Origin of the sequence: Actinoplanes lobatus, assembly GCF_014205215.1 — a bacterium.
Lineage (GTDB): Bacteria > Actinomycetota > Actinomycetes > Mycobacteriales > Micromonosporaceae > Actinoplanes > Actinoplanes lobatus.
This window is the reverse complement of the sequence record NZ_JACHNC010000001.1, coordinates 4,506,128-4,532,170: the sequence shown is the minus strand read 5'-3', so window position 1 is coordinate 4,532,170 and position 26,043 is coordinate 4,506,128. Positions and strand designations below refer to the sequence as shown.

General features: G+C 70.4%; 20 protein-coding genes. 10 read left to right on the top strand and 10 right to left on the bottom strand.

Annotated features, from left to right (window positions below; translation table 11 throughout):
* Positions 1-251 precede the first annotated feature (251 nt).
* The 5 genes from BJ964_RS20905 to BJ964_RS20885 are packed head-to-tail and all read left to right on the top strand — an operon-like array spanning position 252 to position 6,169.
* Complete coding sequence (locus BJ964_RS20905) at positions 252-1,301, top strand: 3-oxoacyl-ACP synthase III family protein (RefSeq protein ID WP_229806990.1); 1,050 nt, start codon at positions 252-254, stop codon at positions 1,299-1,301.
* A gap of 2 nt (positions 1,302-1,303) precedes the next feature.
* Entirely contained in the window at positions 1,304-2,194 is an 891-nt protein-coding gene (locus BJ964_RS20900) for a beta-ketoacyl-[acyl-carrier-protein] synthase family protein (RefSeq protein ID WP_203832490.1), read from the top strand.
* Positions 2,194-4,035 carry a fatty acid CoA ligase family protein gene (locus BJ964_RS20895; protein ID WP_188122234.1) on the top strand — a complete coding sequence of 614 codons (1,842 nt, stop codon included), beginning with the start codon at positions 2,194-2,196 and terminating at the stop codon, positions 4,033-4,035. The genes BJ964_RS20900 and BJ964_RS20895 overlap by 1 nt, the downstream gene beginning before the upstream one ends.
* Positions 4,032-5,063, top strand: a complete 1,032-nt coding sequence (locus BJ964_RS20890) for an NAD-dependent epimerase/dehydratase family protein (RefSeq protein ID WP_188122233.1) — start codon at positions 4,032-4,034, stop codon at positions 5,061-5,063. Before BJ964_RS20895 ends, BJ964_RS20890 begins: the two co-directional genes overlap by 4 nt.
* A complete protein-coding gene (locus BJ964_RS20885) occupies positions 5,060-6,169 on the top strand; it encodes a peptide synthetase (protein ID WP_188122232.1) in 1,110 nt (369 codons plus the stop codon). Before BJ964_RS20890 ends, BJ964_RS20885 begins: the two co-directional genes overlap by 4 nt.
* On the opposite strand, the gene BJ964_RS20880 is transcribed toward BJ964_RS20885, so the two are convergent.
* Positions 6,159-7,772, bottom strand: a complete 1,614-nt coding sequence (locus BJ964_RS20880) for a methyl-accepting chemotaxis protein (RefSeq protein WP_188122231.1) — start codon at positions 7,770-7,772, stop codon at positions 6,159-6,161. The two genes, BJ964_RS20885 and BJ964_RS20880, sit on opposite strands and share 11 nt — an antisense overlap.
* 189 nt (positions 7,773-7,961) lie before the next feature.
* Here BJ964_RS20880 and BJ964_RS20875 point away from each other — a divergent pair, with 189 nt between their 5' ends.
* Positions 7,962-8,522, top strand: coding sequence for a GNAT family N-acetyltransferase (locus BJ964_RS20875; RefSeq protein ID WP_188122230.1), 561 nt, complete (start codon positions 7,962-7,964; stop codon positions 8,520-8,522).
* A 21-nt stretch (positions 8,523-8,543) separates the two neighbouring features.
* Here BJ964_RS20875 and BJ964_RS20870 read toward each other — a convergent pair whose 3' ends face one another.
* The gene (locus BJ964_RS20870) at positions 8,544-10,325 is read right to left on the bottom strand and encodes a two-component system sensor histidine kinase NtrB (protein WP_229806989.1); all 1,782 of its coding nucleotides are present in this window, start codon (positions 10,323-10,325) and stop codon (positions 8,544-8,546) included.
* Between the two features lie 426 nt (positions 10,326-10,751).
* Between BJ964_RS20870 and BJ964_RS20865 the strand changes: the two genes are divergently transcribed.
* The gene (locus BJ964_RS20865; RefSeq protein ID WP_268248028.1) at positions 10,752-12,329 is read left to right on the top strand and encodes a methyl-accepting chemotaxis protein; all 1,578 of its coding nucleotides are present in this window, start codon (positions 10,752-10,754) and stop codon (positions 12,327-12,329) included.
* Positions 12,330-12,496: 167 nt separating this feature from the next.
* A complete protein-coding gene (locus tag BJ964_RS20860; RefSeq protein ID WP_188122229.1) occupies positions 12,497-13,921 on the top strand; it encodes a WGR domain-containing protein in 1,425 nt (474 codons plus the stop codon).
* A 22-nt stretch (positions 13,922-13,943) separates the two neighbouring features.
* On the opposite strand, the gene BJ964_RS20855 is transcribed toward BJ964_RS20860, so the two are convergent.
* Both BJ964_RS20855 and BJ964_RS20850 read right to left on the bottom strand, forming a co-directional pair.
* Positions 13,944-15,635 (bottom strand): cellulose binding domain-containing protein, encoded by a 1,692-nt coding sequence (locus tag BJ964_RS20855; protein WP_188122228.1) that lies wholly within the window; start codon positions 15,633-15,635, stop codon positions 13,944-13,946.
* Positions 15,636-15,681: 46 nt separating this feature from the next.
* Entirely contained in the window at positions 15,682-17,055 is a 1,374-nt protein-coding gene (locus BJ964_RS20850) for a non-reducing end alpha-L-arabinofuranosidase family hydrolase (protein ID WP_188122227.1), read from the bottom strand.
* Between the two features lie 372 nt (positions 17,056-17,427).
* On the opposite strand from BJ964_RS20850, the gene BJ964_RS20845 reads away from it, so the two are divergent.
* Positions 17,428-18,873 (top strand): sigma-70 family RNA polymerase sigma factor, encoded by a 1,446-nt coding sequence (locus tag BJ964_RS20845; RefSeq protein ID WP_188122226.1) that lies wholly within the window; start codon positions 17,428-17,430, stop codon positions 18,871-18,873.
* A gap of 183 nt (positions 18,874-19,056) precedes the next feature.
* On the opposite strand, the gene BJ964_RS20840 is transcribed toward BJ964_RS20845, so the two are convergent.
* Positions 19,057-20,544 carry a non-reducing end alpha-L-arabinofuranosidase family hydrolase gene (locus BJ964_RS20840; protein WP_194510798.1) on the bottom strand — a complete coding sequence of 496 codons (1,488 nt, stop codon included), beginning with the start codon at positions 20,542-20,544 and terminating at the stop codon, positions 19,057-19,059.
* A 285-nt stretch (positions 20,545-20,829) separates the two neighbouring features.
* The gene (locus BJ964_RS20835) at positions 20,830-21,276 is read right to left on the bottom strand and encodes a MarR family winged helix-turn-helix transcriptional regulator (protein WP_188122225.1); all 447 of its coding nucleotides are present in this window, start codon (positions 21,274-21,276) and stop codon (positions 20,830-20,832) included.
* Between the two features lie 42 nt (positions 21,277-21,318).
* Between BJ964_RS20835 and BJ964_RS20830 the strand changes: the two genes are divergently transcribed.
* Positions 21,319-21,951 carry an MBL fold metallo-hydrolase gene (locus BJ964_RS20830; RefSeq protein WP_188122224.1) on the top strand — a complete coding sequence of 211 codons (633 nt, stop codon included), beginning with the start codon at positions 21,319-21,321 and terminating at the stop codon, positions 21,949-21,951.
* A gap of 21 nt (positions 21,952-21,972) precedes the next feature.
* Here BJ964_RS20830 and BJ964_RS20825 read toward each other — a convergent pair whose 3' ends face one another.
* From BJ964_RS20825 to BJ964_RS20810, 4 genes are read right to left on the bottom strand one after another with little or no spacing between them, the layout of a single operon-like run.
* Entirely contained in the window at positions 21,973-23,187 is a 1,215-nt protein-coding gene (locus tag BJ964_RS20825; protein ID WP_203832492.1) for an ABC transporter permease, read from the bottom strand.
* A complete protein-coding gene (locus BJ964_RS20820) occupies positions 23,184-23,855 on the bottom strand; it encodes an ABC transporter ATP-binding protein (protein WP_188122223.1) in 672 nt (223 codons plus the stop codon). Before BJ964_RS20820 ends, BJ964_RS20825 begins: the two co-directional genes overlap by 4 nt.
* Positions 23,852-25,045: an efflux RND transporter periplasmic adaptor subunit gene (locus BJ964_RS20815; RefSeq protein WP_188122222.1), complete on the bottom strand. Its 1,194-nt coding sequence runs from the start codon at positions 25,043-25,045 to the stop codon at positions 23,852-23,854. The genes BJ964_RS20820 and BJ964_RS20815 overlap by 4 nt, the downstream gene beginning before the upstream one ends.
* Complete coding sequence (locus BJ964_RS20810; RefSeq protein WP_188122221.1) at positions 25,035-25,949, bottom strand: hypothetical protein; 915 nt, start codon at positions 25,947-25,949, stop codon at positions 25,035-25,037. Before BJ964_RS20810 ends, BJ964_RS20815 begins: the two co-directional genes overlap by 11 nt.
* Between the last annotated feature and the right edge of the window lie 94 nt (positions 25,950-26,043).

Genomic DNA, 26,043 nt, shown 5'->3' with positions numbered 1-26,043 from the left:
GCGCCGCTCAACCGTGACGGTCCGGGCCGGGGCAGCGGAGCCCCGACCCGGACCGCATGCGCCGGTACCGGCCGGAAAACGGTTTCCCGCAAGTGTCGCGGTGGCGGCGTGCGGGTTTCCGGCACGAATTCCGGCATGACACATCTCTCATTTGCTTGATTGGACGAATGCCTGGCGAAAGCATTGCCCGCAGTCAATTCGCGGGACTCAGCACGGCCATCCGAGGTGGCCGCACATCCGAAGGTGTTCTGGTGATTCACACCCGTTTCGAATCGATCGGTGCCTACCTTCCGACGACCGTCGTCACCACCCGGGACCTCGTCGCGCAGATGAGCTACCAGCCACCGTTCGACCTTCAGAGCATCACCGGGATCGGTGAACGACGGGTCCACGACAAGCGCCCGGAAACCTTCGAGGACTCGTTCGTGCTGGCCCTGCGGGCGGCCGAGGACTGCCTGTCCCGCTCGCGGTACGCCGCCGCCGACCTCGATGTGATCATTTCGACGTCGATCACCCGGTTCAAGGACGGCGACGACTTCCATTTCGAGCCGTCCTTCGCCCACCAACTCGCCCGGGCGCTCGGCGCCCGGCAGGCGATTCACTTCGACGTCTCCAATGCCTGCGCCGGAATGATGACCGGCGTCGCGATCCTGGACCGGATGATCAAATCAGGAAGCGTTCGTAACGGAATCGTCATAAGCGGTGAACGGATCACCGCTATAGCGGAAACCGCGGTCAAGGAGATCAGCGAGGCGTACGACCCGCAGTTCGGCTCGCTGACCGTCGGCGACTCCGGCGCGGCGGTCATCGTCGACGAATCCACGTCGGAGGCCGACCGGATCCATTACGTGGAGCTGATGACCTGCTCGGAGTACTCCCACCTGTGCATCGGCAAACCGAGCGACCGCAACCAGGGCATCGCCCTCTACACCGACAACCATCAGATGCACAAGGAAGAACGCTCCCGGCTGTGGACCCGGTTTCAGAGTGACTTCCTGGCCAAACGCGGGTCCGACTTCGCCGCCGAGGACTACGACTACATCATCCACCACCAGGTCGGCAGCAAGTTCATCCGGAACTTCAACGGCCATGGCGAGGTCGCGTTCGGTACGCCGATGCCCGAGTCGCTGTCCGTGGTCGAGAAGTACGGCAACACCTCCACCACCTCGCACTTCCTGGTCCTGCACGACCACCTGCGCGGCACCGGGGCCCGGGCCGGGGCGAAATACCTTTTCGTGCCGGCCGCCTCGGGTGTGGTCACCGGCTGCGTCTCCGCCACCATCAGCTCGCTGGAGGTCTGAGCATGCCCACCGCCATCACGTCCACGGCCGTGAGCACCGACCCGCACCTCGGCGGCTCCATCGCGCACGCCTCGGCCGCCGCCACGGCCTGCCTCGAACGAGCCGGCATCGGCCCCGACCAGGTGGACCTCCTGATCAACGTCGGTGTCTACCGCGACGAGAACATGGCCGAGCCGGCGATGTCGGCGCTGATCCAGAAGAACGTCGGCACCAACCTGGACTACCTGCGCTCGGGCCGCGCGGCCCTGTCCTTCGACCTGATGAACGGCGCCTGCGGGGTACTCAACGCGGTGCAGGTGGCCGGTGCGTTCCTGGACACCGGCGACGCCGAGTTCGTCCTGGTCGTCTCCGGCGACGCACACCCGTCCGGCCGGCCGGACCCGGCCTTCGGCTATGCCTCGGTCGGCGCGGCGATCCTGCTGTCGCGCACGACCGATGCCGGCGCCGGGTTCGGCCGGGTCGGCACCGCGGCCGATGCCGGCGACACACCGGGCGTCGTCGGCTACATCGACCTCGACGCGGTCGGAACGCTGGGACGCGAGCGGGTCACGGTGGAACGGGACGCCGACTACACCGAGCGGCTGGTCGAGTTCGCGGCGGCCGAGGCGGCCCGGTACGCCGCCGCGGAAGGCATCGACCTGTCGGACGTCCTGCTGGTCGCGTCGCAACCGACGCCCACGTTCGCGGCCGAGCTGGCCGGGCGCCTGGGGATCGCGGCGCCGGCCGTGGTCACCGTGCAGGGTGTCGACGCGGACCCGCACTCCTCCGCGCTGACCTTCGCGTACCACCAGGCGGTCAGCACCGGCCAGGCGGCCGCGTACCCGCAAGCACTGTTCGTGGCGGCCGGTGCCGGCCTGTCGGTGGCCTGCTCGGTCTACCGCGGCGCCCGCTGATGGCCACCTCGACCGTGGCCGGCGTCGCCGCCCGGCTGGCCGCCCACGCGCGTGACCTCGGCACTCGGGACGCGGTGATCCGGCCCGGCCACGGCAGGCTGACCTTCCGCCAACTCGACGAACAATCCGACACGTACGCCGCCGGCCTGCACGCGCTGGGCATCGGCAAGGGCACCAAGACCGTCCTGATGCTGCGTCCGGGGCTCCAGCTGTTCCCGGTGCTGTTCGGGCTGCTCAAGCTCGGCGCGGTGCCGGTCGTCGTCGACCCCGGCATGGGCGTACGCCGGATGCTGCACTGCTACCGCAGCACCGGAGCCGACGCGTTCATCGGCATCGGGGCCGCGCACGTGGTGCGGTTGCTGAACCGGCGCGCGTTCGCCGGGACGCGCACCCTCGTCACCGCCGGACGGCGCTGGGGCTGGGGCGGAACCACGCTGCGTACGCTCGCCACCCACCCGGGCCCGGCGCCGACCGCCCCGCCGGACGCCGGCGACCTGTTGATGATCGGCTTCACCACCGGCAGCACCGGGCCGGCCAAGGGCGTCGAGTCCACCCACGGCGCCCTGGAGGCGACGGTCGAGCAGGTGATCGCCGCACACGGCCAGTCGACCGGCGACGTCGCGCTGGTCACCTCGCCGATGTTCGGCGTCCTGCACCTGCTGATCGGCTCCACCTGCGTGCTCGCCCCGATCGACCCGGCCCGTGTCGGCGCCGCGGCCCCGGCGGCGATCGCCGACACGATCGAGGAATACGGCGTCACCACGATGTTCGCCTCTCCGGCCCTGCTCGGCCCGTTCGGCCGGTACCTGCGCGACACCGGGCGGCGGTTGCCGTCGCTGCGCACCCTGGTCTCCGGTGGCGCACCGGTCCCCGATCGGCTCGTCCCCCTGCTGCACCGCCCTGACCTGCGTTTCCACACCACCTACGGCGCGACCGAAGCGCTGCCGATCGCCTCGATCGAAGCGCGCGAGATCCTGCGCGACACCCGCACCGGCAGCCGCGCCGGGGCGGGAACGTGCGTCGGCCGTCCGGTGGACGGCATCGAGGTGCGCATCGTGCGCATCACCGACGAGCCCATGCCGGTGTGGCGCGAGGACCTGCGTACGGCGCCCGGCGACATCGGTGAGATCACCATCGCCGGCCCCACCGTCAGTCCCGCCTACCATCGGCTGCCCGAGGCCGACGCGGCCGCCAAGATCGCCGACGGTGACCGGCGCTGGCACCGTACCGGTGATCTCGGCTGGATCGACGGCCAGGGCCGGATCTGGTTCTGCGGGCGCAAGAGCCAACGGGTCGGTGACCTGCACACCGTGCAGTGTGAGGGGGTCTTCGACATCCACCCGGACGTGCACCGCACGGCTCTGGTCGAGGCCGACGGCCGTCCGGTGGTGTGCGTCGAGGCGCGCCCCGGCGTCACCGATCACGACCGGTTGCGCCGCGAACTGCACGAGCTGGCGCAGAGCCAGCCGATGACGAAGACCCTGGACACGTTCCTGTTCCATCCGTCGTTCCCGGTCGACATCCGGCACAACGCGAAGATCAACCGGGAGTACCTGTCACGCTGGGCGGCACACCGGCTGCGGCCGGGCCGCCGGCGCGACCTCGCACCGCGCCTCCTCCCGCTGGCCGGCTGGGCATTCCTCGGGTACGGCCTGCTCGGGCCGATGCCGCACCCGGCGCTGTGGGCACTGTGGTGGATCGACGCGTTCCTGAGCATCGTCGTGCACCTCATGCAGCTCCCGGTCGCGCTGCCCCGGGCCCGCCGGGCCGGCATCACCCGGGCACGCGCCGCCGCGATGACCGTCGTGTTCGGCGCGACCTGGTGGCGAGGTCTGCCGTGAAGGTCCTGGTGACCGGCGCCTCCGGCTTCCTCGGCGGGCACCTCGCCGAGGCGGCCGTCGCGGCCGGCGACGAGGTACGCGCCCTGCTGCGCCCGGGTGCGACCCTGTCCATGGATGTCGGCGCGCATCGCGTCGAACCGGTGAGCGGGGATCTGTCCGACCCGGCGTCACTCGACGCGGCGACCCGCGAGGTGGAGGTCGTCTACCACTCGGCAGCCCGGGTGACCGATCACGGCACCCGGGCACAGTTCCACGACACCAACATCGCCGGCACCGAACGGCTGCTGGCGGCGGCTCGCGCCAACGGCGTACGCCGGTTCGTGTTCGTCAGCAGCCCGAGCGCCGTGATGGACGGCGGCGATCAGGTCGCCGTCGACGAGAGCACGCCGTACCCGGCCAGATATCTGAACCTGTACTCGGAGACCAAGGCGGCGGCCGAACGCCTGGTGCTGGCCGCGAACGCGCCCGGGTTCACCACCTGCGCGCTGCGCCCGCGCGGCATCTGGGGGCCGCGTGACCGATTCGGCTTCATGCCCCGGCTGATCGCGAAGCTGCGTACCGGACGCCTGCCCGACCTCTCCGGCGGTCGCACCGTGCACGCCTCGCTGTGCCACGCCACCAGCGCCGCGCGGGCCTGCCTGCTCGCCGCGGGTTCGGACCGGGTCGGCGGCCGGGCCTACTTCGTGACCGACGCCGAGATCACCGATGTGTGGGCGCTGATCGCGCGGGTCGCCCGGCTGTTCGACGCGGCACCACCGGCGCGCCGGGTGCCGCCGGCCGTACGCGACGCGCTCGTCGCAACGGTCGAGACCGTATGGCGCATCCCGTACCTGCGCCATCGGCACTCCCCGCCGCTGTCGCGGTACTCGGTCGCGCTGCTGACACGATCGGGCACGTACGACACGAGCGCCGCCACCCGCGACTTCGGGTACGCCCCCGTGATCGACCAGCGGACCGGGCTCCGGCAGTTGCGCGCGTGGGCCGACGGCATCGGTGGCGTCGACGCGTTCACCAGGCACGTCCGGTGAGCCGCTATGAGCGGCCGGTGTCGCCGACCGAATGGCTCTACCTGGCCGCTGAGCGCACCATGCCGCCCTTCGCCGTCCAGCTCGTCGTCGAAGGCGAGGGACGCCTCGACCCCGCGGCGCTGACCCGGGCGGTGCGGGTGGCGTCGGCCGCCTGCCCGGGGGCGCGCCTGACCCGGCAGGGCCGCGTCTGGGTCGACACCGGGCAGGCCCCGCCGGTGACCGTCGCCGACGGCACTTCGCGGTGGACCGATCACGCGTCCGCTCCGCTGGAACGCACCTGTGAGGTCGTGGCCGCCGAGGGCGGGGTGCTGTTCCGGGTGTCGCACACCGTGATGGACGGGCGGGGCGCGCTGACCTGGATCGCGGACGTGTTCCGGGCGCTTCGCGGCGAGCCGCCGCTCGGCGCCCCGGCGGCGCTCACCGACTACGAGCTGGTCGAGCGGCTGGGCACGCCCGGCCGGCGACCCCGCGCGAGCGCCGGCTGGCGCTCACCCGTCGAACCCGCGGCGGCGCGGCACTGGGCCCGGCGGACCATCGACGGCAACCATCCCGGACTCGTCGCGAAGCTCGCCGCGGCGGTGGCCGCGTTCACCGGTGCCGGCCGGTCCCGCTTCATGGTGCCGGTCGACCTGCGCCGGCACGACACGGCGATGCGCAGCACCGCCAACCTGAGCCTGCCGGTGTTCCTCGCCGCGGGGCCGGACGAGACGTGGGAGACCCTGCACAAACAGATCCTGCGCGCCCTCGTCGAGCGCCGCGAGGTCACCGGCGGGGCACTGGAACGGGCCGCGTACCGGCTGCCGCTCGGTCTGCTCTCCCGGTTGTTGACGGTGGCCGGTGACCGGCACCTGTGCTCGGCGATCCTGTCGCACCTCGGTCGCGTCGATCCGGCCGATTTCAGCACCGGCGGGTTCCAGGCGTCGACGGTCTTCGCCCTGCCGACGCACGCGCCGACGGCCCCGTTGTCGATCGTGGCGACGGCGCTGCCCGGGCACACCGAGCTGACCGTGGCCCACCACGGCAGGCCGGAAAGCGCCGAGGCGCTGCTGGACGCGGCCGAGGCGGCGCTCTCGCCGCACCGGCCACGAAAGATCTCTAGAGCTTGAAGGCGGACACCAGGGTACGCAGGTCGCCGGCCACCGCGGCCAGCTCGGCGGCGGACTGACGGGAGCGGTCGACCCCGTCGGCGGTCGTGTTCGCCGCCGACGCGACGCTGGCGATGGTCGCCGCGATCTGCTCGGTGGCCGTCGACGCCTCGGACACGTTGCGGCTCATCTCGGTGGTCGTGGCGCGCTGCTCCTCCACGGCCGAGGTGATGACGTCCTGGTAGCCGCTGATCCGGCTGATGATCTCGGCGATCTCCTCGATCGCGGTCACCGCGCCGACGGTGTCGTCCTGGATCGCCTGGACCCGGCCGGCGATGTCGCTGGTGGCCCGCGCGGTCTCCTGCGCGAGATCCTTGACCTCGCTGGCGACGACCGCGAAGCCCTTGCCCATCTCGCCGGCGCGGGCCGCCTCGATCGTCGCGTTGAGGGCGAGCAGGTTGGTCTGCTCGGCGATCGCGGTGATCGCCCTGACCACCGTCCCGATCTCGGTGGACGACTCGCCGAGGCGGGTCATCGTCGCGGTCGTCTTCTTGGCGGCGGCGACCGCCTGCAGGACGACGGTGGCGACCTCGGCGGCGTTCACGGCGATCTCGCTGATCGAGCCGCCCATCTGCGTACTGCCGGCGGAGACGGTGTGGACGTTGGCCGACACCCGCTCCGCGCTCTCCGCGACCGTCTCGGCCTCACCACTGGTCCGGGCCGCGACCGCGGCGATCTGCGAGGCGGTCTCGGTCAGGTCGGTGGACGCCTCGGACATGTGCTCGGCGTGACCGGACAGTTCGCCCATGGTCTTGCGCAGCGCCGAGGTGGTCTCGTTGAGCGCGGCGCCCAGCTCGGCCAGTTCGTCCCTGCCCGGCACATCGGCGTGGACGGTGAGATCCCCGGTGGCCAGCCCGCGCAGCGCGCCGACCACGGTGGACAGCGGGCGCACCACCGAGCGGGTGATGACGATGCTGAGGGCCGTGGCCACCGCCAGCGCGGCGAGCAGGGCCGCGCCGAGGGCCACGTAGCTGGTGTGGCGCAGGTCGGCCGCGTCGGCGCGCTCGTCGGCCATCCGGGCCTTCAGGTCCTCCTCCAGGGCGGTGGACAGGTCGGCGATGCGCTCGTAGGTTTCGACGGTCGTACCCGTGTTGAAGCTCTTCTGTGCCGCGGCCGTGCCCGCCCGCTCGTTCTTCTCGATCGCGCGCATCAGGGCGTCGTCCTCGGCGAAGTAGTCGTCCCAGCCGGACCTGACCTGGTCCCACAGGTCCCGCTCGTGCGTGGTCGTCGCCGCGGCGGTGCCCCGCTCCAGCAGGTCGTAGACGGCGTCCTTGGCTTCCAGCAGGCCTTTGCGGTTCGCTCCGTCCGGGCCGGTGGCCGTCCGGAAACCGTCGACCGCCACGTCGAGCACGACGAGGGCCTGCCAGCCACTGATGTCGGCCAGTTGCAGGCGCGCCTCCGCGACCCGGTCGTGGACCTCGACCAGGCTGTCGAGACGCTGCTGTGCCTCGCTGGTCTTCTCCAGGCCCCACCAGCCGACCCCGGCCGATGCCACGATGAGTGCGGTGAGCGTGGCGAACGCGATTGTCATCCGGCGGCCCACACGGACGTTGGCGATACGCACTCGGTCTCCCGGGTAATTCGTAGAAGGGTCGGTCTGTCGTGGTGCCCGTCTGTGGCACGCCGTGCCTCATCGGCCCTGCGGGGACGCGAGGCGACCAGTTCGGGCCAAGCGTGAGACGTTTCACGTACGGATGCCGGCGAGCGGATAATCGGGTGTGAGGTTGTGGGGTGTTCACTAACGTCCCGCCCCATGGGGAACGACATTCTGCGCACTGAACGCCTCGAGCTTCGCCCGGTGCGTGACGAGGACATCGACCGGATCCTGGAGTACCGCAATCTGCCGGAGGTCACCCACTGGCTGTTGCGTACGAATGTGGAACCGGAGTCCTTCCGGACGGCGTGGCGGCGCGCGACGGCGGACCCGCACGACCACAGCAAGGCGGTCGTGCTGGACGGCGTGGTGATCGGAACCGTCTCACTCGAGGCTCTCGACGGCATGGGTCAGCCCGGCATGCCGTCGCGGACGGAGGCCCTGCTCGGCTACACCTTCGACCCGGCCTTCGGCGGCCGGGGTCACGCGACGGAGGCGGTCACCGCGATGGTGGCGTACGCGTTCGAACAGCTCGGTATTCGAAGGATCACCGCCGGCTGCTTCGCGGACAATCTCGCCTCGGTGCGGGTCCTCGAAAAGGTCGGCATGCGGCGTGAGCAGCACGGTGTCGGCGACTCCTGGCACGCCGAGCGGGGCTGGGTGGACGGGTACACGTACGCCCTGCTCGCCGGGGAATGGCTTCGGGAGGCGACGCCGTAGGCGGGCCGACGGGATCGTCCGCTATCCGGGCAGTCCCGAGGACGAGCGTGTGCGGTGTTCCGGCGCCGGCTCCGGGCGGACGAACGGCGACAGCGGCAGCAGGATCCGAAAGGTGGTGCCGGCGCCGAGCGTGGAATCCACGGTGATGGTGCCTCCGGCGTCGCCGACGATGCCGTAGACGGTGGCGAGCCCGAGGCCGGTGCCCTGGTCGGCCGGCTTGGTGGTGAAGAAGGGCTCGAAAAGGCGGTCCTTGACCTCCGCGCTCATGCCGATGCCGTTGTCGCTGACCGTCAACTGGGCGTAGCGCCCGGGCGGCAAGGGCTGGGCCGGGTCTTCGGAAAGCTCGACGATGCTGGTCGCGATCGCTACGAATCCACCGCCGGGCATCGCGTCGCGGGCGTTGATGACGAGGTTGAGCAGGATCTGGTCGAGGCGGCTGCGGTTGGCGTACACCGGCAGGGCCCTGGAGCAGGTGTGGCACCGCAGGGTGACGCCGGCGCCGATGGCCCGGCTCAACAGGTCGGTGGCGTCCGTGACGACCGTGTTCAGGTCGACGATCTCGACGTGGGTCGGTTCCCGTTTGGCGAACAGCAGCAGCTGGCTGGTCAGTTCCTGGGCCTGATGGGCGGCGTTGCGGATCCGGGTCAGATCGTCCGCCGCCTCGTCGCCGGTGTCCTCGGCGATGAACTCGATGCAGTTGAGGATGATGGCGAGCAGGTTGTTGAAATCGTGTGCCACGCCGCTGGCAAGCTGGCCGAGGCTCTCCAGGCGGGCGGCCCGGGCCGCGCGTTCGTCGGCGATCCTCTGTTCGGCCTCCCGCCGTCGGCGGGCGGTGACGTCACGCTCGGTGGCCGCACCGCCGATGAGCCTCCCGTCATCGTCGCGGAGCGGCCAGACGTTCGTCGACACGAAGATCTCGGTGCCGTCCTTGCGCCGTCGTGGCGTCTCCTCGAGCTGGAACTCGATGCCGTCGGCCAGACCTTTGAGCACTCCGGCGTGCCGGGCTTCGGTGTCGGGTTGCAGCAGCATCGCCACGCGACGGCCGATGGCCTCGCCGGCGGTGTACCCGTAGAGGCGCTCGGCGCCGCTGTTCCAGGTCGTGATGGTTCCGTCGAGAGCGAGCGTGAGGGTGGCGTCGGCGGACTGCTCGACGATGGCGGCCAGTATCGCCTTGTTCCGTGCCTTGTTCACCAGGTTGCGCGCCGCTGTCCAGGTGAGCACCGTGGCGATCACGAGACAGGTGAGACCGACGACGACCATGAGCGTCAGCCCTCTGGTGCTGGTCGTTCGGGCCGCGGCGGCGTCGCTTGCCGTCTCGGCCTGCGCCTGCACGGCGAGCTGGTCGACCGCGGTGGCGGCCCGGTCGAACCACTCCAGTGCCTCACCCGCGACCAGGTCGTCGGACGCCGCCATCATGGCGGGCGTGCGGGCCCGGTACCCGGCCACGATCCGCTCGTCGATCTCCATGAAGCGGGCGAACGCGTTCTCCGCGGTGACCAGCTGCCGCCGCTCCCCCGCGCTGAGGTCATGGGCTCCGATCCGGGCGAGATCCTGCCTGAGGGCCTCCGCTGAGGTCAGGAACTTCGCACGCATACCCACGGTGTCGGTGGTGGCGTCCGGCACGCCCCGGATCGCGTTGAACGCGTACCCGGTCTGCCAGCCGTTGAGGTCGGCGGCGCGGAACTTGGCGATGAGCGCGTCACGTTGCAGCGCCGCGGACGCGGCCACGCGTTGGTCCGCGCGGCGCTGCGCGACGATGTTCCAGACGGCAGCACCGATCATGACGACCAGCAGGAGCGTCACCGATCCGAAAGTGGCGCTGAGCCGCGCGCCGACACGAACGCGACGCAACCTCTGCATGTCTCCACTCCTGGGGAGGTGTCACACATAAGGCCAGTTCACGTCGATTTCGCGATTTCCGCGACATCGCGAGGCGCGTCTCTGGCTGTTTACCTCACATTAGCGGCATATCGGCTACGGAAAGGGCGGATCAACCGCGCTGCCCAGAGGTGATCGGCTCCGCGGTCAGGGCCGGCGCCGCACCCACTGTGGACCGATCGTCCTCTGAATATTTCCTGCGCCGAAGTATTCAGCGACTCCGCCGCCCATCCGATCAGAAACGCAACGTGGTGGGGGCCACACCCGGCTGAGCCGGTCACGAATACGGGGGTGTCAGTGAGCAGGTCGGACGAGATGCAGGGATTCCGCGGCCACCGGTGGACGCGGCTGGTGACCGACCTGAGGGTCGGCACCAAGATCGGAATGGCCGTCGGCGCGATGGCGGTGGCGGCCGCCGGCGTGGCAGGCGTCGCGCTGGTCAACATGAGCAGGATGCAGAGCCAGTCCGACTACCTGTACGGCCAGACGCTCGTGCCGATCACCGATCTGACCCGGGTGCAGCACTCGACCGACCTCATGCAGAACCGCCTGCTCAACGCCGCGGTATCCACCGACCCCGCTCAGGTGCGCTCGTTCCTCCAGGCCAGCAGGGACGAGGACGCGGTCTTCGACCAGGCGTTCGCGGCCTACACCGGCACGGACATGACCGGCCGGGAGCAGGCGGCCGCCCAGGTCGAGCAGGCCGTCGCCGCCCTGCAGCAGCTGCGCGACACCAAGCTCGCCGCGGCCGCGGAAACGGACGATCGGGAAGCGTTCGCCCGCATACGCGACAAAGAGGCCAAGTCGATCCTCGCCGACCTCAACGGTGGAATGGACAGCCTCATCGAGATCGAAGGCGCCGCCGCGCGCACCCGCAACGACGAGTCGCGTGCCACCGCCGACAGCGCCGAGACCACGGTGACCGTGTTCGTCATCCTCGGGATGCTGCTGGCCGGCGTCGCGAGCTGGCTCATCGCCCGCGGGATCACCGGCCGGCTGTCGCGGTGCGTCGGCGTGCTCACCCGGGTACAGGGTGGGGACCTCACCCAGCGGACCGGGATCACCGGCCGCGACGAGGTGGCGCAGCTGGCCATCGCGCTGGACGCCTCGACGGGGTCGACCGCGACGATGGTGCGTGAGGTGACCGACAACGCCACGCAGGTGGCGGCGGCCGCAGAGGAGTTGTCGGCGGTGTCGACGCAGCTGTCGGCGGCGTCGGAGGAGACGTCGGCACAGGCGGGGACGGTCTCGGCGGCCGCCGACCGGGTGTCGGGGAACGTGCAGACGGTGGCGGCCGGCGCGGAGCAGATGTCGGCCTCCATCGGCGAGATCGCGGGCAATGCGGGCGAGGCGGCGAAGGTGGCCACCGAGGCCGCGGAGGCGGCCGACCGGACCAACAGGATCGTGGCGCGGCTGGGGCAGTCCTCGGCGCAGATCTCCGGTGTGGTGCAGCTGATCACGTCGATCGCCGAGCAGACGAACCTGCTGGCGCTGAACGCGACCATCGAGGCGGCGCGTGCGGGTGAGCACGGCAAGGGATTCGCGGTGGTCGCGACCGAGGTGAAGGACCTGGCGCAGGAGACGGCGCGGGCCACCGGTGACATCGCGGCACGGATCTCGGCGATCCAGGACGAGACCACGCAGGCGATCTCGGCGATCGGGGAGATCGCGGAGGTGACCGGCCGGATCAACGACTACACGTCGACGATCGCCGCGGCGGTGGAGGAGCAGACCGCGACGACCAGCGAGATGGTACGGAACGTGGCGCAGGCGGCAACGGGCACCGGGGAGATCGCCGGAAACATCGCGGGGGTGGCGACGGCGGCGGATTCGGCGGCGTCGGGCGCGTCGGAGACACAGGCGACGGCGAACAGCCTGGCCGCGATGGCGACGGGACTGCAGCAGCTGGTCTCCACCTACCAGACATAGCGGTCGAACACCCACCGGTGGCCGGACCTGGACAGGTCCGGCCACCGGCTCGTCTCCTCGACGGAACACTTCACCTACCCAAGCAGTTCGCTTCGCGCCGGGTCGAGAATGTCGTACCCCCTGGCTATCTTCATCGGCGTTCCCCCCTCTGCCGAAAGGTGGCCCGGATGCCGGCCGAAACGACGTACCTCGAGCTCTCCGAGGACAACGGGAGCTCCCACAAGTTCTACGAGGTGACCGTCGACGGCACCGATCTCACCGTCCGCTACGGGCGGATCGGTGACCGGGGCCAGGTCAAGCAGTCGTCGTTCGCCAACGAGGACAAGGCCCGAACCGAAGCGGCCAAGAAGATCGGCGACAAGGTCCGTAAGGGGTACGCGCCGGCGGTCATCGGTCAGCGGCAGCCCCGCTCCGTCACCCGACGGCAGATCGTCAGCACCCGCTCCACCGCCAAGCGCGCCCCCGTCCTGTGGCGCTACAAGACCGGCAGTCCCGCGTTCGGTGTCTTCGTCGACGACGACGTCTGCATGGTCGGCAACGAGGCCGGCCTCATCACCACGCTGAACCACCAGGCCGAGGTGCAGCAGCAGTTCCGGCTTCCGGACGGCGTCAAGTGCATCGTCGCCGACGACCGCTGGATCTACGCCGGCTGCGACGACGGCAACGTGTACGACCTGTCCGGCAAGGTGCCCCGCCTGGCGTACCGCATCGCACCCGAGATCGACATCTACTGGCTGGACATCCACGACGGTGTCCTCGGTGTCTCGGACGCCAACGGCGGCATCGCGGCCATCGACCACGAGGACGAGTTCCTGTGGCAGCGGCCCGGCCGCGGCTCGTCGGCCTGGATGGTGCGCTGCGACGACAACGCCGTCCATCACGGGCACAGCGCCGGCGTCACCAGCTACGACTGGCGCACCGGCCAGGAGCTGTGGCACACCGGCACCCGCGGCGCCGTCCTGTTCGGCTGGCAGGAGCGCGACACCGTCTACGCCGGCACGTCCGCCCGCCAGGTCACCGAGCTCGGCAAGGACGGCAGGCACCGCCAGACCTACCAGTGCGACGCCGCCGTGTTCTCCTGCGCCGCCGCCGAGGACGGCCGCTATGTCTTCGCCGGTGACAGCGCGTCCTCGGTCTACTGCTTCGACGCCGCCGGCACCCGTCTGTGGAAACTCGCCACCGGTTGCGGCTCCGCCTACTCCATGCAATACCACGACGACCGCCTCTACATCGTCACCACCGACGGCTCGCTGGCCTGCATCGACGCCAGCGAGCAGGCCATCCGGTCGGCCGTCGACGGCACGGTTCCCGTGGTGGTGGACGTCAAGGCCCCGCCTCGCATGGCGGAGGTGGCTCCGTCCACCACCGTCGAGATCGTCCACGACCCGGCCGGCGGCGTCGTCGTCGAATGCGTCGAGGAGTCCGGCCGCCTCCGCATTCGCGTGGTGTCCGCCGGTTACCACCCCGACTGGCAGGTCCAGTTCCCCAAGGGCATCCGGGAGAGCGGCACCCGCTACGTGGTGACCGGGATCCGGGAGGCCTCCCGCGGCGGGTTCTACCGTGCCTACGGCGACATCCGCCGTCTCGGCTGACCGAGGTCGATCCGGCCGGCCGTCAGGGGGTGAGAACGACGGTGGAGATGCTGCGGGCGGGGACGTCCACGGTGACCTGTCCCCCGCTGACGGTGGCCGGCTGGCTCGCCGCGTTCGCGTTGAGCGAGGTCACGTAGTGGTCGGCGCGGCTGATGTTCTGCGGGGCCTGGATGACGGCGTCGTTCACGGCGCCGGCCGAGCGGTTGAGGACGACCAGGGTGATCTTGCCGCCGCCCTGGTAGGCGGTGATCTCCAGCGGCGACGCCTTGGTGCTCTTGGCCAGGGCGACACGCTGGTAGCCGGGGCGGACGTATTTGGCGAACTGGGAGAACGCGTAGCCACGTTTGAGCGGGACGCCGGCCGTGGTGCCGTAAGCGGCCTCACCGTCACCGATGAACGAGTAGAAACGCTTGCCGTACCACCAGATGTAGGCGCTCCAGTTGGACTCCATCGACCGGTGGACCGTACGCATGATGTCGTCGAGGGTTTCGTTCCAGACGGTCTGGTTGGCGGGGTCGCCCCAGATGTTGGAGCCGCTGCCGTCGGCCGCGTGGAGGTTCCATTCGGTCATCCACACCGGCTTGCCGTTCTGCGCGGCGAGCGGGTAGTCCTTCAGGCGGCCGGCCGCCTCGGTGCCGTAGAGGTGGCCGCCGATGTAGCCGATGTTGTCGCGGGCGACCGCGTCGTTGAGGGCCGGGTCGGTGTAGCCGTAGTTGAGGTTGACCGCCTCGGCGACCATCAGCCGGGTGTTCTGGACCTTGGCGCCCTGGTCGCGGGCGAAGTCGCGCAGTTCGGTGCCGCTCCAGTCCATCGAGTCGTAGTCGGGGTGCCAGTCCGGTTCGTTCTGCACCGAGGTGACGTCGACGGTGACGCCCTGGCCGCGCATGTACTGGACGTAGCTGTTGAGGTGGTTGGCGTAGTCGTCGTAGTAGTCGGTCTTGAGTTTGCCGCCGTTGGTGCGGCTGTTGTTGGTCTTCCACGCGGCCGGGGCGGTCCAGGGCGAAGCGAGGATCTTGACGCCTGAGCCGTACGATTTCGCGGTCTTCAGGGCGTTGACCTGTGTGGCCCATTCGCTGGAGACCGGTGAGACGCCGGTCCGCACGATCGACAGGCCGAACTGGTTGGCACCCAGGCCGACCAGGGTCTGCGTCTCTGCGGTCGACCAGGCGCTGCCCCAGATCGACACCGCGGCCCCGAAACCGTCGACGGTCTGATATCTGGTCGCCGTGTTCACGGTGATGTCCGGCGTGGCGCTGGGCGGGGCGCTCGGTGACGTGGTCGGTGAGGATGTCGGAGTGGTGCCACCGGTGCAGGCCACCCCGTTGACGGCGAAGTCCACCGGCGCCGGGTTGGCGGCGGTCCATCCACCGTTGAAGCCGAACGAGGCGGTCCCGTTGGTGGCGATCGCGCCGTTGTAGCTGACGTTCCTCGCGGTGACCGCGGCGCCGTTCTGGGTCACCGTCGCGTTCCACGCCTGGGTGACGGTCTGCCCGGCGCTGTAGGACCAGGTCAGGGTCCAGCTGGTGAGCGGATCGCCGAGGTTGGTGATGGTGACGTCGGCGCCGAATCCGCCTTGCCACTGCGAGGAGACGGTGTACTTCACCGCGCAGCCCGCGGCGGCGGCACCGGCGGGCAGGGCCACGGCGACCGTCGTGGAGGCGAGAAGAACGCCGGCCGATAGCAGTACGGTGCTCGTGACTCGAGGCTTTCGCATGGCGAACGGGACCTTCCAGGGGTGGGGGAACGGGTCGTGCCGGGCGCTACGAGCTGCGGGTGAGCAGGCCGGGACGGTAGGGCAGCAGGCCGTAGTCGCCGCCGGAGCTGGGGGATCGTCCCTGGTAGAGCAGTTGCAGATGGCAGGGGTCGATGGTCATGGTCTGGTCGGCGGAGGTCCGGATCAGCTCACCGTGGCTGATGTCGTTGGTCCAGGTGGCGCCGCTGTTGGCCTTCCCCGCGAACGGGTTGCTCTCGGTGGCGGCCTGCGGCGTCCACGTACCGCCCAGGCTGGTGGCCGTGAACGACCGGAAGTAGCGGCCGTTGGCGCCGATCGCCTCGACGAGCATCAGGTACTGGCTCTGGCCGGCCACCTTGTAGACCTGGACGGCTTCGAACAGGTTGTTGGTGGTGTCGCTCATGACCACCGTGGAGGTGCTGCCGAAGCTGCCGGGGAAGTTCCCGATCGGCATGCTCGCCCGGTAGATCTTGCCGTTGTCCCCGGCGAAGAACAGGTACATGTTCGTCGAATCGCCGATGACGGCCTGGTCGATGGGGCCGGTCCCGGAACCGGAGATGCTGCCGGAGAACAGCGTCTGCGGGGCTGACCAGCCGTTGGCGTTGGCCGGGTCACTGGAGGTGCGGTAGGAGAACGCCGGCCCGCCCCACTGGTAGGCGAGCACCCAGACGTTCTTCGGCGCGAAATAGAACAGCGACGGCGCGACCGTGCTTGACGACATGGTGTTCTGGCCGGCCGAGGCCATGTCGGACCAGTTGGTGAACAGACCGAAGTTCATCGAGCCCCACGTGGTGCCGGTGTCGTGGGTGGTCGCATAGACGAGCTGCCGGCCGTTGTACGGCGCCGTGGTGAAGTCCTTGAGCGACACCCAGCCCGACTTGGGAGTGGCCAGCGAGCCGGTCGACGTCCACCGGTACGACGACGGCAGCGCGCACGACACCGGCGGCGAGGACGACGGAGGCGTGGACGGTGGTGTCGTGGGTGTGGTGCCGCCGGTGCAGGCGACCCCGTTGAGAGCGAATCCCGCCGGCGCCGGGTTGGCGGCGGTCCATGTGCCGTTGAAGCCGAACGAGACGCTCCCGTTGGTGGCGATCGCCGCGTTGTAGCTGACGTTGCGGGCCGTCACCGCGGCGCCGGACTGGGTGAGCGTCGTGTTCCAGGCCTGGGTGACCTGCTGGCCCGCACTGTAGGACCAGGTCAGCGTCCATCCGTTGATCGCGTCGCCGAGATTGGTCACGGTCACGGCGGCGCCGAATCCGCCCTCCCACTGCGACGACACCGCGTAGTTCACCGAACAGCCCGCGGCCGCGGCGGCGGGGAGCGCCACCACGATCGCCGCCGAGCCGGCCAACAGGACACCACCCAGCGCGGCGCCCCACCGGGCACCTTTGACTTCGCGCATGCTTCTCTCCTGACGGGGACAACGGCTGGGCGATCGCGGGGATCGATCACTTCACATGGGGCCGACAGCCGATTCCCGAATGCTACGGGAGCGCTCCCATTCATTCAAGGAATCACTCCGGCAGCACATTTACGCAGCTCAACGCATCGAGACGGCATTACGACTCCATGGAATCCCTCCGCATAACACTTTCCCCACCCACAATTTCGATGAATGGTGCGAACCGAAATATCGCGCCGTTCACGGCTCGGCTCCGGATCAGGGCGGTACACCCCATCCATTGACTCCGTGAACAGGGTCGTCCAGAGTCAGAGGCCCGCCCGGAAAGCGTCCGCACGCCATCGGGCCCGCACCCACGGGCGGTGACGACAGATGCCAGCCACGCGTACGGACGGCACCACGCTCGTCCGCGCCGCGCGGGCCGGGGACCGGGATGCGCTCGAGGAGCTCGTGTCGGCGCACCTGCCGATGGTCTACGCGCTCACCGCGCAGGCGCTCGACGGGCACCCGGACGTCGACGACGTGGTCCAGGACGTCATGGTGCGCGCCCTCCGGCAACTGCCGTCGCTGCGTTCCCCGGAGAGCTTCCGCCCGTGGCTGGCCGCCATCGCGTTACGCCAGATCAGCACCCACCAGCTGCGGACGAGGCAGGCCGCCCGGCGCAGGGCCGCCGTCGACGAGGCGGAACGGCTGCCGGGCGCGGGCTTCGAAGGCCTCACCCATCTGCGCCTGGAGCTGTCCGATCAACGCCGTCAGGTACGACAGGCGGCGCGCTGGCTCGACACCGGCGACCGGGCGCTGCTGGCGCTGTGGTGGCTGGAGGTCGCCGGCCGGCTCTCGCGATCGGAACTCGCGGAGGCGCTGGGCGTGACGGTGAGCCATGCCGGGGTGCGGATCCAGCGGATGCGCGGGCAACTCGACCTGGCCCGCGGCGTCGAGGCGGCCCTCGGCGCCCGGCCGATCTGCGCCGGCCTGGCCGGCGAAACCACCGGCTGGGACGGTGTCGCCGGGCCGCTGTGGCGCAAGCGTCTGGCCCGGCACCTGCACTCGTGCCGTTCCTGCCGCCGTGAGGCGGACGATCTGGTGCCGGCCGACCGTCTGCTGGCCGGTCTCCTCCTGATCCCGGTTCCGGCCACGGTGACCGCGGCGGTCCTCGCCAACTGGACGCCGGAGAACGTGGTGGCCGGCCTCGCCCAGCCGGCGGCCTCCGCTTCCGGCGCGGCGGCGGACCGGGCCCGGTGGCTCGGCGCACGGCTACGCCCGACGGTCATCGCCGTCGTCGCGGGCGCCCTGGTCATCGGTACGGCCGTGGCCGCGCTCACCACCTCCGGCGAGCCGAAGGCGACGACGCCGACCGTGCTCACCACCCCCGGCGAGCCGGCGACGACGCCGGCCGTGCAGGCGATGCCGACCGGTCCCGTCTTCCTGGAGTCGGCGAACGTCGCGGGGAGATACGTGACCGTCTCCGGTGAGACCGGCGTGCTGGCCACGGCGCGGGAGCAGGCCACGTTCCAGGCGGTCGCCGGGCTGGCCGATCCGGATTGCTTCTCCTTCCGTACGGCGGACGGCCGCTACCTGCGGCACTCGTCGTGGCAGTTGCGTGCCCACAAGGACGTGGAAACGAACCTGTTCCGCGGAGACGCCACGTTCTGTGTCCGGGCCGGGTCGATTCCCGGTTCGGTGGCGCTGGAGTCGTCGAACTACCCCGGCTGGTTCCTGCGGCATCGCGAGAACGAGCTGTGGGTCGACCGGTCCGACGACAGCGCCGCCTTCCGCGCCGACGGCTCCTTCCTGATCCGGCCGGCGTCCCAGCGCTGAACACGGCAAGAGACGAACCGGCCCGCACAGCACTGAACACGGCACGAGACGAACCGGCCCGCACAGCACTGAACACGGCGAGAGACGGACCGGCCCGCACAACGCTGAACACGGCGAGAGACGGACCGGCCCGCACAGCACTGAGCACGGCGAAGGGCGGGCCGGCCCCTCGCCGTGCGGCTGTCAGCGCTGGAGCGTCAGCAGGCCCGGCCGGTACGGCAGGAGCCCGTAGTCGCCGCCGGAGCTGGGCGAACGGCCCTGGTAGAGCAGCCTCAGGTTGCAGGGGTCGACGGTCATGGTCTGGTCGGCGGAGGTCCGGATCAGCTCACCGTGGCTGATGTCGTTGGTCCAGGTGGCGCCACTGTTGGCCTTCCCCGCGAACGGGTTGCTCTCGGTGGCGGCCTGCGGCGTCCACGTACCGCCCAGGCTGGTGGCCGTGAACGACCGGAAGTAGCGGCCGTTGGCGCCGATCGCCTCGACGATCATGAGGTACTGGTTCTGGCCCTGGACCTTGTAGATCTGGGGCGCCTCGAACAGGTTGTTCGTGGTGTCGCTCATGACGATCGTGGAGGTGCTGCCGAAGCTGCCGGGGAAGTTCCCGATCGGCATGCTCGCCCGGTAGATCTTGCCGTTGTCCCCGGCGAAGAACAGGTACATGTTCGTGCCGTCACCGATGAGCGTCTGGTCGATCGGCCCGGTGCCGGAGCCGGAGATGCTGCCGGAGAACAGCGTCTGCGCCGACGACCAGCCGTTCGGGTTGGTGGGATCGCTGGAGGTCCGGTAGGAGAACGCCGGCCCGCCCCACTGGTAGGCGAGCACCCACACGTTCTTCGGCGCGAAGTAGAACAGTGACGGCGCCACGGCGGAGAACGACGTCATCGTGTTCTGACTGGCCGACGCCATGTCGGTCCAGTTGGTGAACAGACCGAAGTTCATCGAGCCCCACGTGGTGCCGGTGTCGTGGGTGGTCGCGTAGACCAGTTGCCGTCCGTTGTAGGGCGCATGGGTGAAGTCCTTGAGCGACGCCCATCCCGACTTGGGGGTCGCGAGCTGACCGGTTGACGACCAGCGATAGGTCGACGGCAGAGTGCAGGCGCCGCTCGTCGGGGTCGTCGTGGGCGTGGACGTGCCGACCCGGACGAGCTGCCACTGCTGGTTGGCGCCGTTCCAGTCGGAGTACTGGACGATGTTGGCGCTGTCCGCGGTTGATGCGCCCTGCACCTCGACGGCCTTGCCGCTGTTGCGGTTGATCAACTGGATATAGCCGTCAACATCGTCAATCTTGAACTGTTGATTCGTCGTGTTGTTGTCCGTCCACTGCACGATCGAACCGCCGTCGACGGTTGACATGTTGTAGACGTCGAGCACCTTGCCGGAGTGCCTCGACTTGAGCCGGTAGTAGCCGCTACCGGAGTCGACGAACTGCCACTGCTGCTGTGCCTGGTCGTTGCGCGTCCACTGGGTGATCCGGCCACCGTCGGCGGTGGACAGGTTGTAGACGTCGAGAGCCTTGCCACTGTTGCGGTTGACCAGCACGTAGGAGGCGCTGGTGTCGATCGTCGCGGCGGACGCTGGGGACGCGATCACCGCGACGGCTCCGCCGCCGGCGAGCAGGACCATCGCGGCCAGAGCGCCACGCCACCTGCTGCGGCGAGCCCGGGTGGATGTCATGGGCGGTTCTCCAAAGACCTCGGGGATGTACGGGGAGAGCTCACCCGACGCGGGCGAGCTGAACTGCCGGTCCGTGGCCGTTCGGGATACGGGGTCGCGCCTCAAAGGGGTGGTGAGGGCGAATTCACGACCACAGAGAATGCAATCTCCGGGAACGCTACCAAACCGCTGAGCTAAATATCCAGAGCCAATCAATACGGCGTCGACCAGGCAAGACGGGTCCAGATAACAGTTTTCCGGAACCGTTTCTCCCAAAATTCTGATATCGCTAACAAGAAGGGCCGACTACTTGTCCGACTGCCGCTCGATGGCGATCGAGAGCCGGTCCAGCAGCAGCGGCACGACGTTGAGCATCTCCCGCTCGGCGGGGCTCAGCCGGGTCGCGATGGCGTCGGCCATCAGCCGCCGGCGGGTCACCCGGTCGGACTCCAGCGCGGCCGCGCCGGCCCCGGTCAGGGTGATCACGACGGCCCGGCCGTCATCCGGGCTGGCCGCGCGCCCGACCAGGCCGAGTGCCTCCAGCTCGCTGACGGTGCGGCTCATGCTCTGATGCCTGACGCCGCGCCGGGCGGCCAGCTGGGCGATGGTCTGCGGCCCTTCCCGCAGCAGGACGCCGAGCGCCTCCGCGCGGGTCGGGGGCAGTGCGTCGGCGCCCGCCCGGGTGGTCCGTACGAAACGGCCGATCGACTGCCGAAGCCGTTCGGCGAGTTCTTCTGCCGGGTGCGCGCTCATACCGAAACAGTACAGTGTTGCTGTACAACTTGAGGAGGCGACATGCAGCTGACCAAACACGCCCACGCCTGCGTCACGCTCACCGGCGGCGACGGCACGCTGCTCATCGATCCGGGGACGTTCACCCCGGACGCGGCGGAGCTGATCGCGGCGGCGACCGCGGTGCTGGTGACCCACGAGCACTTCGACCACTTCGACGAGGCCGCGCTGGCGGCGGAGCTGGACCGGCGGCCGGAGCTGCTCGTCCACGGCCCGGCGACGGTGCGGGAGAGGCTGGGCGGGCGTGCGGTGACCGTCCGGGCCGGCGATCTTCTCGAGGTGGCCGGCTTCCAGGTGGCGGTGCACGGCGAGCGGCACGCCCTCATCCACGAGGACATTCCGCCGGTCGACAACGTCGGCTACCTGATCGGGGGGCGGGTGTTCCACCCCGGCGACTCGTACCGGGTGCCCGAGGCACGGGTCGAGACGCTGCTGCTGCCGACCAGCGGCCCGTGGACGAAGTTCGGCGAGGCCGCCGAGTTCGTCCGGGCGGTCCGCCCGGCCCGGATGATCCAGGTGCACGAGCTGATGCTCAGCGAGCTGGGACAGAACTCGGCACGCATGCTGCTCGGCGAGAAGGGCCTCACCGGCCTGCCCCTGGAGATCCTGCCCGCCGGCGAGTCCACCGACGTCTGACAACACAGCTAAGCTGTAGAGTCAGCGGCGGAGGGCGTCGGCGGGCTCGATCCGGGTGGCCCGCCACGCCGGGTAGAGACCGGCCACGAGACCGGTGAGCGCGCCGACCAGTGGGGCGGGCAGGACCGTGGCGGGCTGGAGGATCGGGGTCCATTCCCGGAGGAAGGCGACGGCCACCACGGCGGCGACGCCCACACTGGTGCCGATGAGGCCGCCGATCAGGCCGAGGGTGCCGGATTCGGCGAGGAAGTGGGCGGCCACGTGGCGGCGGCGGGCGCCGAGGGCGCGCCGCAGGCCGATCTCGCCGACCCGTTCCAGGACCGCCACCAGGGTGGTGTTGGCGATGCCGACCGCGCCGATGAGCAGGCAGACGGCGGCGAGGGCGAGGAACAGGGTGCCGAGGTCGGTGTCCACGCCCTCCCGCAACTGGCGGGGGTCGGGCGGCGTGACCGTCCGGAACCGGCCCGGATCCTCCGGCCGCAGGGCCAGCGGCGCCTCGTCGCCGACCTGCCGGGCGGCGCCGATCTCGGTGTCGATGATCGCCCGCGCCCCGGTGCCCGCGCCCCAGACGGCCTCCGCCGTGCCGGCCGGCACCACTGCCCCGAGCAGCGTGCCGGCCTCCCGGTCGACGTCGTCGACGATGCCGATGACGGCGAACGGGGTGCCGCCGATGAAGACCGCCGGCTGTTCGCCGATCCATGTGACTCCGAGCCGGCCGGCCGCGCCGGAGCCCAGCACCACGACCCGCTGGTGTTCGGCGTCGTGCCAGGGGTCGAAGATCCGGCCGGCGGCGAGGCGCGCGTGGATGGCGCGCAGGTATCCGGGTGAGGCGGCGAGCACCTTGACGTCCTCGCCGGGTTCCTGGGCGGTCGGCCGGCGAGCGGCGAGCGGTCCGGCGTCCGCCACCTCCCACACCACACCGGCGCTGTGCACCCCGTTCAGCGCGGTCAGCCGTCGTTCCGCGTCGTCCGGGAACGCCGGTCCGTCACCGGACCGGTCGGCGGTGTCCTGAACGATCACCTCGGTGGCGACCAGCGCGGTGAAGCGGTTGCTGATCTGCCCCTCGACGGTGGTGGTCAGGCCGAGGACGGTGACGAACGCCGCGACGCCGAGCAGGGTGCCGAGCACCGTCAGGGCGGCCCGTCCCGGCCGGGCCAGCATCCCGGCGACGGCCTCGTCGACCACGTCCAGCGGGCTCAGCCGGGTGGCCGGCACCATCCGCTTCGCCCGGCTCACCGCAGGACCCCGTCCTTGATCAGAACCGAGCGGTACGCCCGCGCGGCGACCTGCTGGTCGTGCGTGACCATGAGGACCGTCAGGCCGGCGTCGTTCAGTTCGCCGATGAGCGCGAGCACGGCCGCCGCGTTGGCGCTGTCCAGGTTGCCGGTCGGCTCGTCGCAGAGCAGCAGGGACGGGCTGTTCACCAGGGCACGGGCGATCGCCACCCGCTGTGCCTCGCCGCCGGACAGGTGACCGGCCCGGGCGTACGCCCGGTGGGTGAGACCGACCCGGGCGAGGGTCTCCAGGGCGAGGCCGGCCCGGGCCCGCCGGCTCACCGCCGTATAGATCATGGCCAGCTTGACGTTCTCCAGCACCGACCGGTGCCGCAGCAGGTGGAACGACTGGAACACGAAGCCGATGCGCCGTCCGCGCAGCGCGGTCCGGTCGGCGTCGGCGAGGGCGGCGGTGTCGATGCCGTCGAGGCGGTACACGCCGCCGTCCGGACGGTCGAGCAGGCCCACCAGGTTGAGGAAGGTGGACTTTCCGGAACCGGACGGGCCGGTCACCGACACGTACTCCCCCGCGGCGACGGTCAGGTCGGCCTCCCGCAGCGCCAGCACCGCGGGTGGGCCCGGATAGGAGCGGGTCACCCGGGCGAACTCGACGACCGGCGGTGCCGTCACCCCGTACCGTCCGGAATGCCGCCGACCGCGACCCGGTCGCCTTCGGTGAGTCCGTCGCCGCTGACCTCGACGAATCCGCCGGCGGACGCGCCGGTCCGGACGGTGACCGGCCGGCGCTGGTCGCCCTCCGGCACCCGGAGCACCTGGGTCGAGCCGTCCGCGGCCGAGAAGATCGCCGAGACCGGTACGACGAGGACGGCCTCCCCCGTGGTGGCGGCGGTGACGGTGAGGCGTACGTCCTCGCCGGCGAAGTTCGACGGCAGCGCCTTGGTGGTGCTCACCGTGATCGGGTGGCCGGCCTCGGCGCCGTCGCCCTGCCTCAGTTCGCCGATCGACGCGACCTCGCCGGTGACGGTACGCCCGGTGGTCTCGTTGAGGATCTGCACCGGCATACCGGTCTCCACCAGTTCCCGGTCGGCAGGAACGAGGCTGCCGCGGACCACCATGTCGCCCACCGAGAGGGTGAGGATCGCGTCGCGGACCTCGGCGCCCAGCCCGGCTTTGACCGCGGACACCCGGGCGGGAAGCGACCTGACGTAGTAGACCTCGCTCATCGGCAGGTAGGCGGAGCGGCTGGGAGCCGTCGTGGGTGACGCGCTCGGCGCCGCCGTGGTGGTGTCCGGCTGTTCCGCCTCCTCGACCGGCGGGTCGTAGTCGCGAGCCTGGTACATCTTGCGGATCGCGCGTTCGGTGGAGGCGCCGAAGACCCCGTCCCGGTCGGTGACGCGGTAGCCCAGCCCGCTCAGCGCCGCCTGCAACTGGTCGACGTCCGAGCCCTTCATCCCGCGGTGGATGTCCCGGTACGGCGGCACCACACCCTTGAGCGCGATGACCGGCCGCCCGGAGATCTCGGCCAGCACCGTGCCCGCCTCGACCCGGGCGCCCGCCTTGACCGTGCGCCGCGAGATGACGGCCCGGCCCTCACCGGGCACCGGCCGGACGTCGAGCGCCCGGTCCGGTTCGACGGTGCCCCGCAGCACCACCGCCTGCTGGAGCACCCGCCGTTCCACGGTCGCCGTGATCAGGCTCGGCGCGGGCGGGGCGGCCTCGGCGGCGGCCTGTTGCGGCGACTTGATCAGGGTGGAGGCGCCCAGACCGGCGATCGCCATCACCACCGCCCCGGTGACCACGCCGATCAGGAACCGGCGCCGCCCGCGCAACGGTTCGGCGGGGGCCGGGCTACCGTCCACTCAGCACCGTCGCCGCGTTCTTCAGCGCGTCCTGGGTGTGCTGGTGTGCGGTCTCCAGCCGCTCCGCGTTGACCTCCACGATCTGCTGCTGGTAGGCGCTCAGGATCGAGGTCATCTGATCGAGGTAGCCGACCTTGCGCTTGCAGCGCACGTCCGCGACAGCGGTGTTGATCTCGATTTTGGAGGCGGCCGCCTTCTCGTTCTTCCACCAGCGCGCGTCGTTGTTCGCGTCGTCCGGCTTGGCGTAGCGGTAGCCGGACGCCTTCATGCAGGCGCTCCAGTCGGCGGCGATCCTGAGCGCGCGATCGTCGGCGAAGGTGCGCCCGGCCGCCTCGTTCGTCAGGTCCTCGAGCCAGGCGTCCTCGTCGAGGTTCCAGGCGATCCTACGGTGACCTTCACCGAGACAACCCCCTTCCGGTACGCCGTCCGGCGCCTTCCTCCCCGGTGTGGTGCCCAGCAGGACCAGGGCCTGGTCGTCGGTGAGCGTCGTACGGTCACGGTCGGTCTGCGTGTAGTCGTCGGCGTGCTCCGGATCGGCGTGGTAGCCGGCCCGCTTCGCCACCGCCTCGTCGATCAGGCCCAGGCGGTTCGTCCGGTCCCGCAGCGCGTTGAGCTCGGCGCGCTCACCGAACCTCCAGGTGATGCCGAACCGTTTCATGCAGTCGGCGGCCACCGCCTTGGAGGCGTAGTCGAGGTCGATCAACTGGTCGATCGTGGTGGTGTAGCGGTCCAGCGGCAGCTTCACGTCGTTCAGGTTCGACACCGACGGCGTGGCGGTCACCGGGGGCGGCGGGAGCGAGGCGGCGGACGCCGGCGACCCGCCCTGGCCCCCTTCGTCACCGGCGCAACCGGCCATCGCCAGGGCGCCGACCGCGAGCACGGCCACGGCGACAACACATTTCATCGGTACGCTCCATCGTCGGCTCTCGTTCTGTCACACCCTGGTCGCCGGCGAGACGACCCGCATGCCGTCCCGCCGGCTTCGTCACCGTTCAGGT

What these genes read in the sequence shown, in the direction of transcription:
- BJ964_RS20855 (WP_188122228.1), bottom strand. Translation starts at nt 15,635, where the DNA reads ATGCGAAAGCCTCGAGTCACGAGCACCGTACTGCTATCGGCCGGCGTT.
- BJ964_RS20845 (WP_188122226.1), top strand. Translation starts at nt 17,428, where the DNA reads ATGCCAGCCACGCGTACGGACGGCACCACGCTCGTCCGCGCCGCGCGG.
- BJ964_RS20830 (WP_188122224.1), top strand. Translation starts at nt 21,319, where the DNA reads ATGCAGCTGACCAAACACGCCCACGCCTGCGTCACGCTCACCGGCGGC.
- BJ964_RS20840 (WP_194510798.1), bottom strand. Translation starts at nt 20,544, where the DNA reads ATGACATCCACCCGGGCTCGCCGCAGCAGGTGGCGTGGCGCTCTGGCC.
- BJ964_RS20875 (WP_188122230.1), top strand. Translation starts at nt 7,962, where the DNA reads ATGGGGAACGACATTCTGCGCACTGAACGCCTCGAGCTTCGCCCGGTG.
- BJ964_RS20835 (WP_188122225.1), bottom strand. Translation starts at nt 21,276, where the DNA reads ATGAGCGCGCACCCGGCAGAAGAACTCGCCGAACGGCTTCGGCAGTCG.
- BJ964_RS20850 (WP_188122227.1), bottom strand. Translation starts at nt 17,055, where the DNA reads ATGCGCGAAGTCAAAGGTGCCCGGTGGGGCGCCGCGCTGGGTGGTGTC.
- BJ964_RS20860 (WP_188122229.1), top strand. Translation starts at nt 12,497, where the DNA reads ATGCCGGCCGAAACGACGTACCTCGAGCTCTCCGAGGACAACGGGAGC.
- BJ964_RS20900 (WP_203832490.1), top strand. Translation starts at nt 1,304, where the DNA reads ATGCCCACCGCCATCACGTCCACGGCCGTGAGCACCGACCCGCACCTC.
- BJ964_RS20810 (WP_188122221.1), bottom strand. Translation starts at nt 25,949, where the DNA reads ATGAAATGTGTTGTCGCCGTGGCCGTGCTCGCGGTCGGCGCCCTGGCG.
- BJ964_RS20895 (WP_188122234.1), top strand. Translation starts at nt 2,194, where the DNA reads ATGGCCACCTCGACCGTGGCCGGCGTCGCCGCCCGGCTGGCCGCCCAC.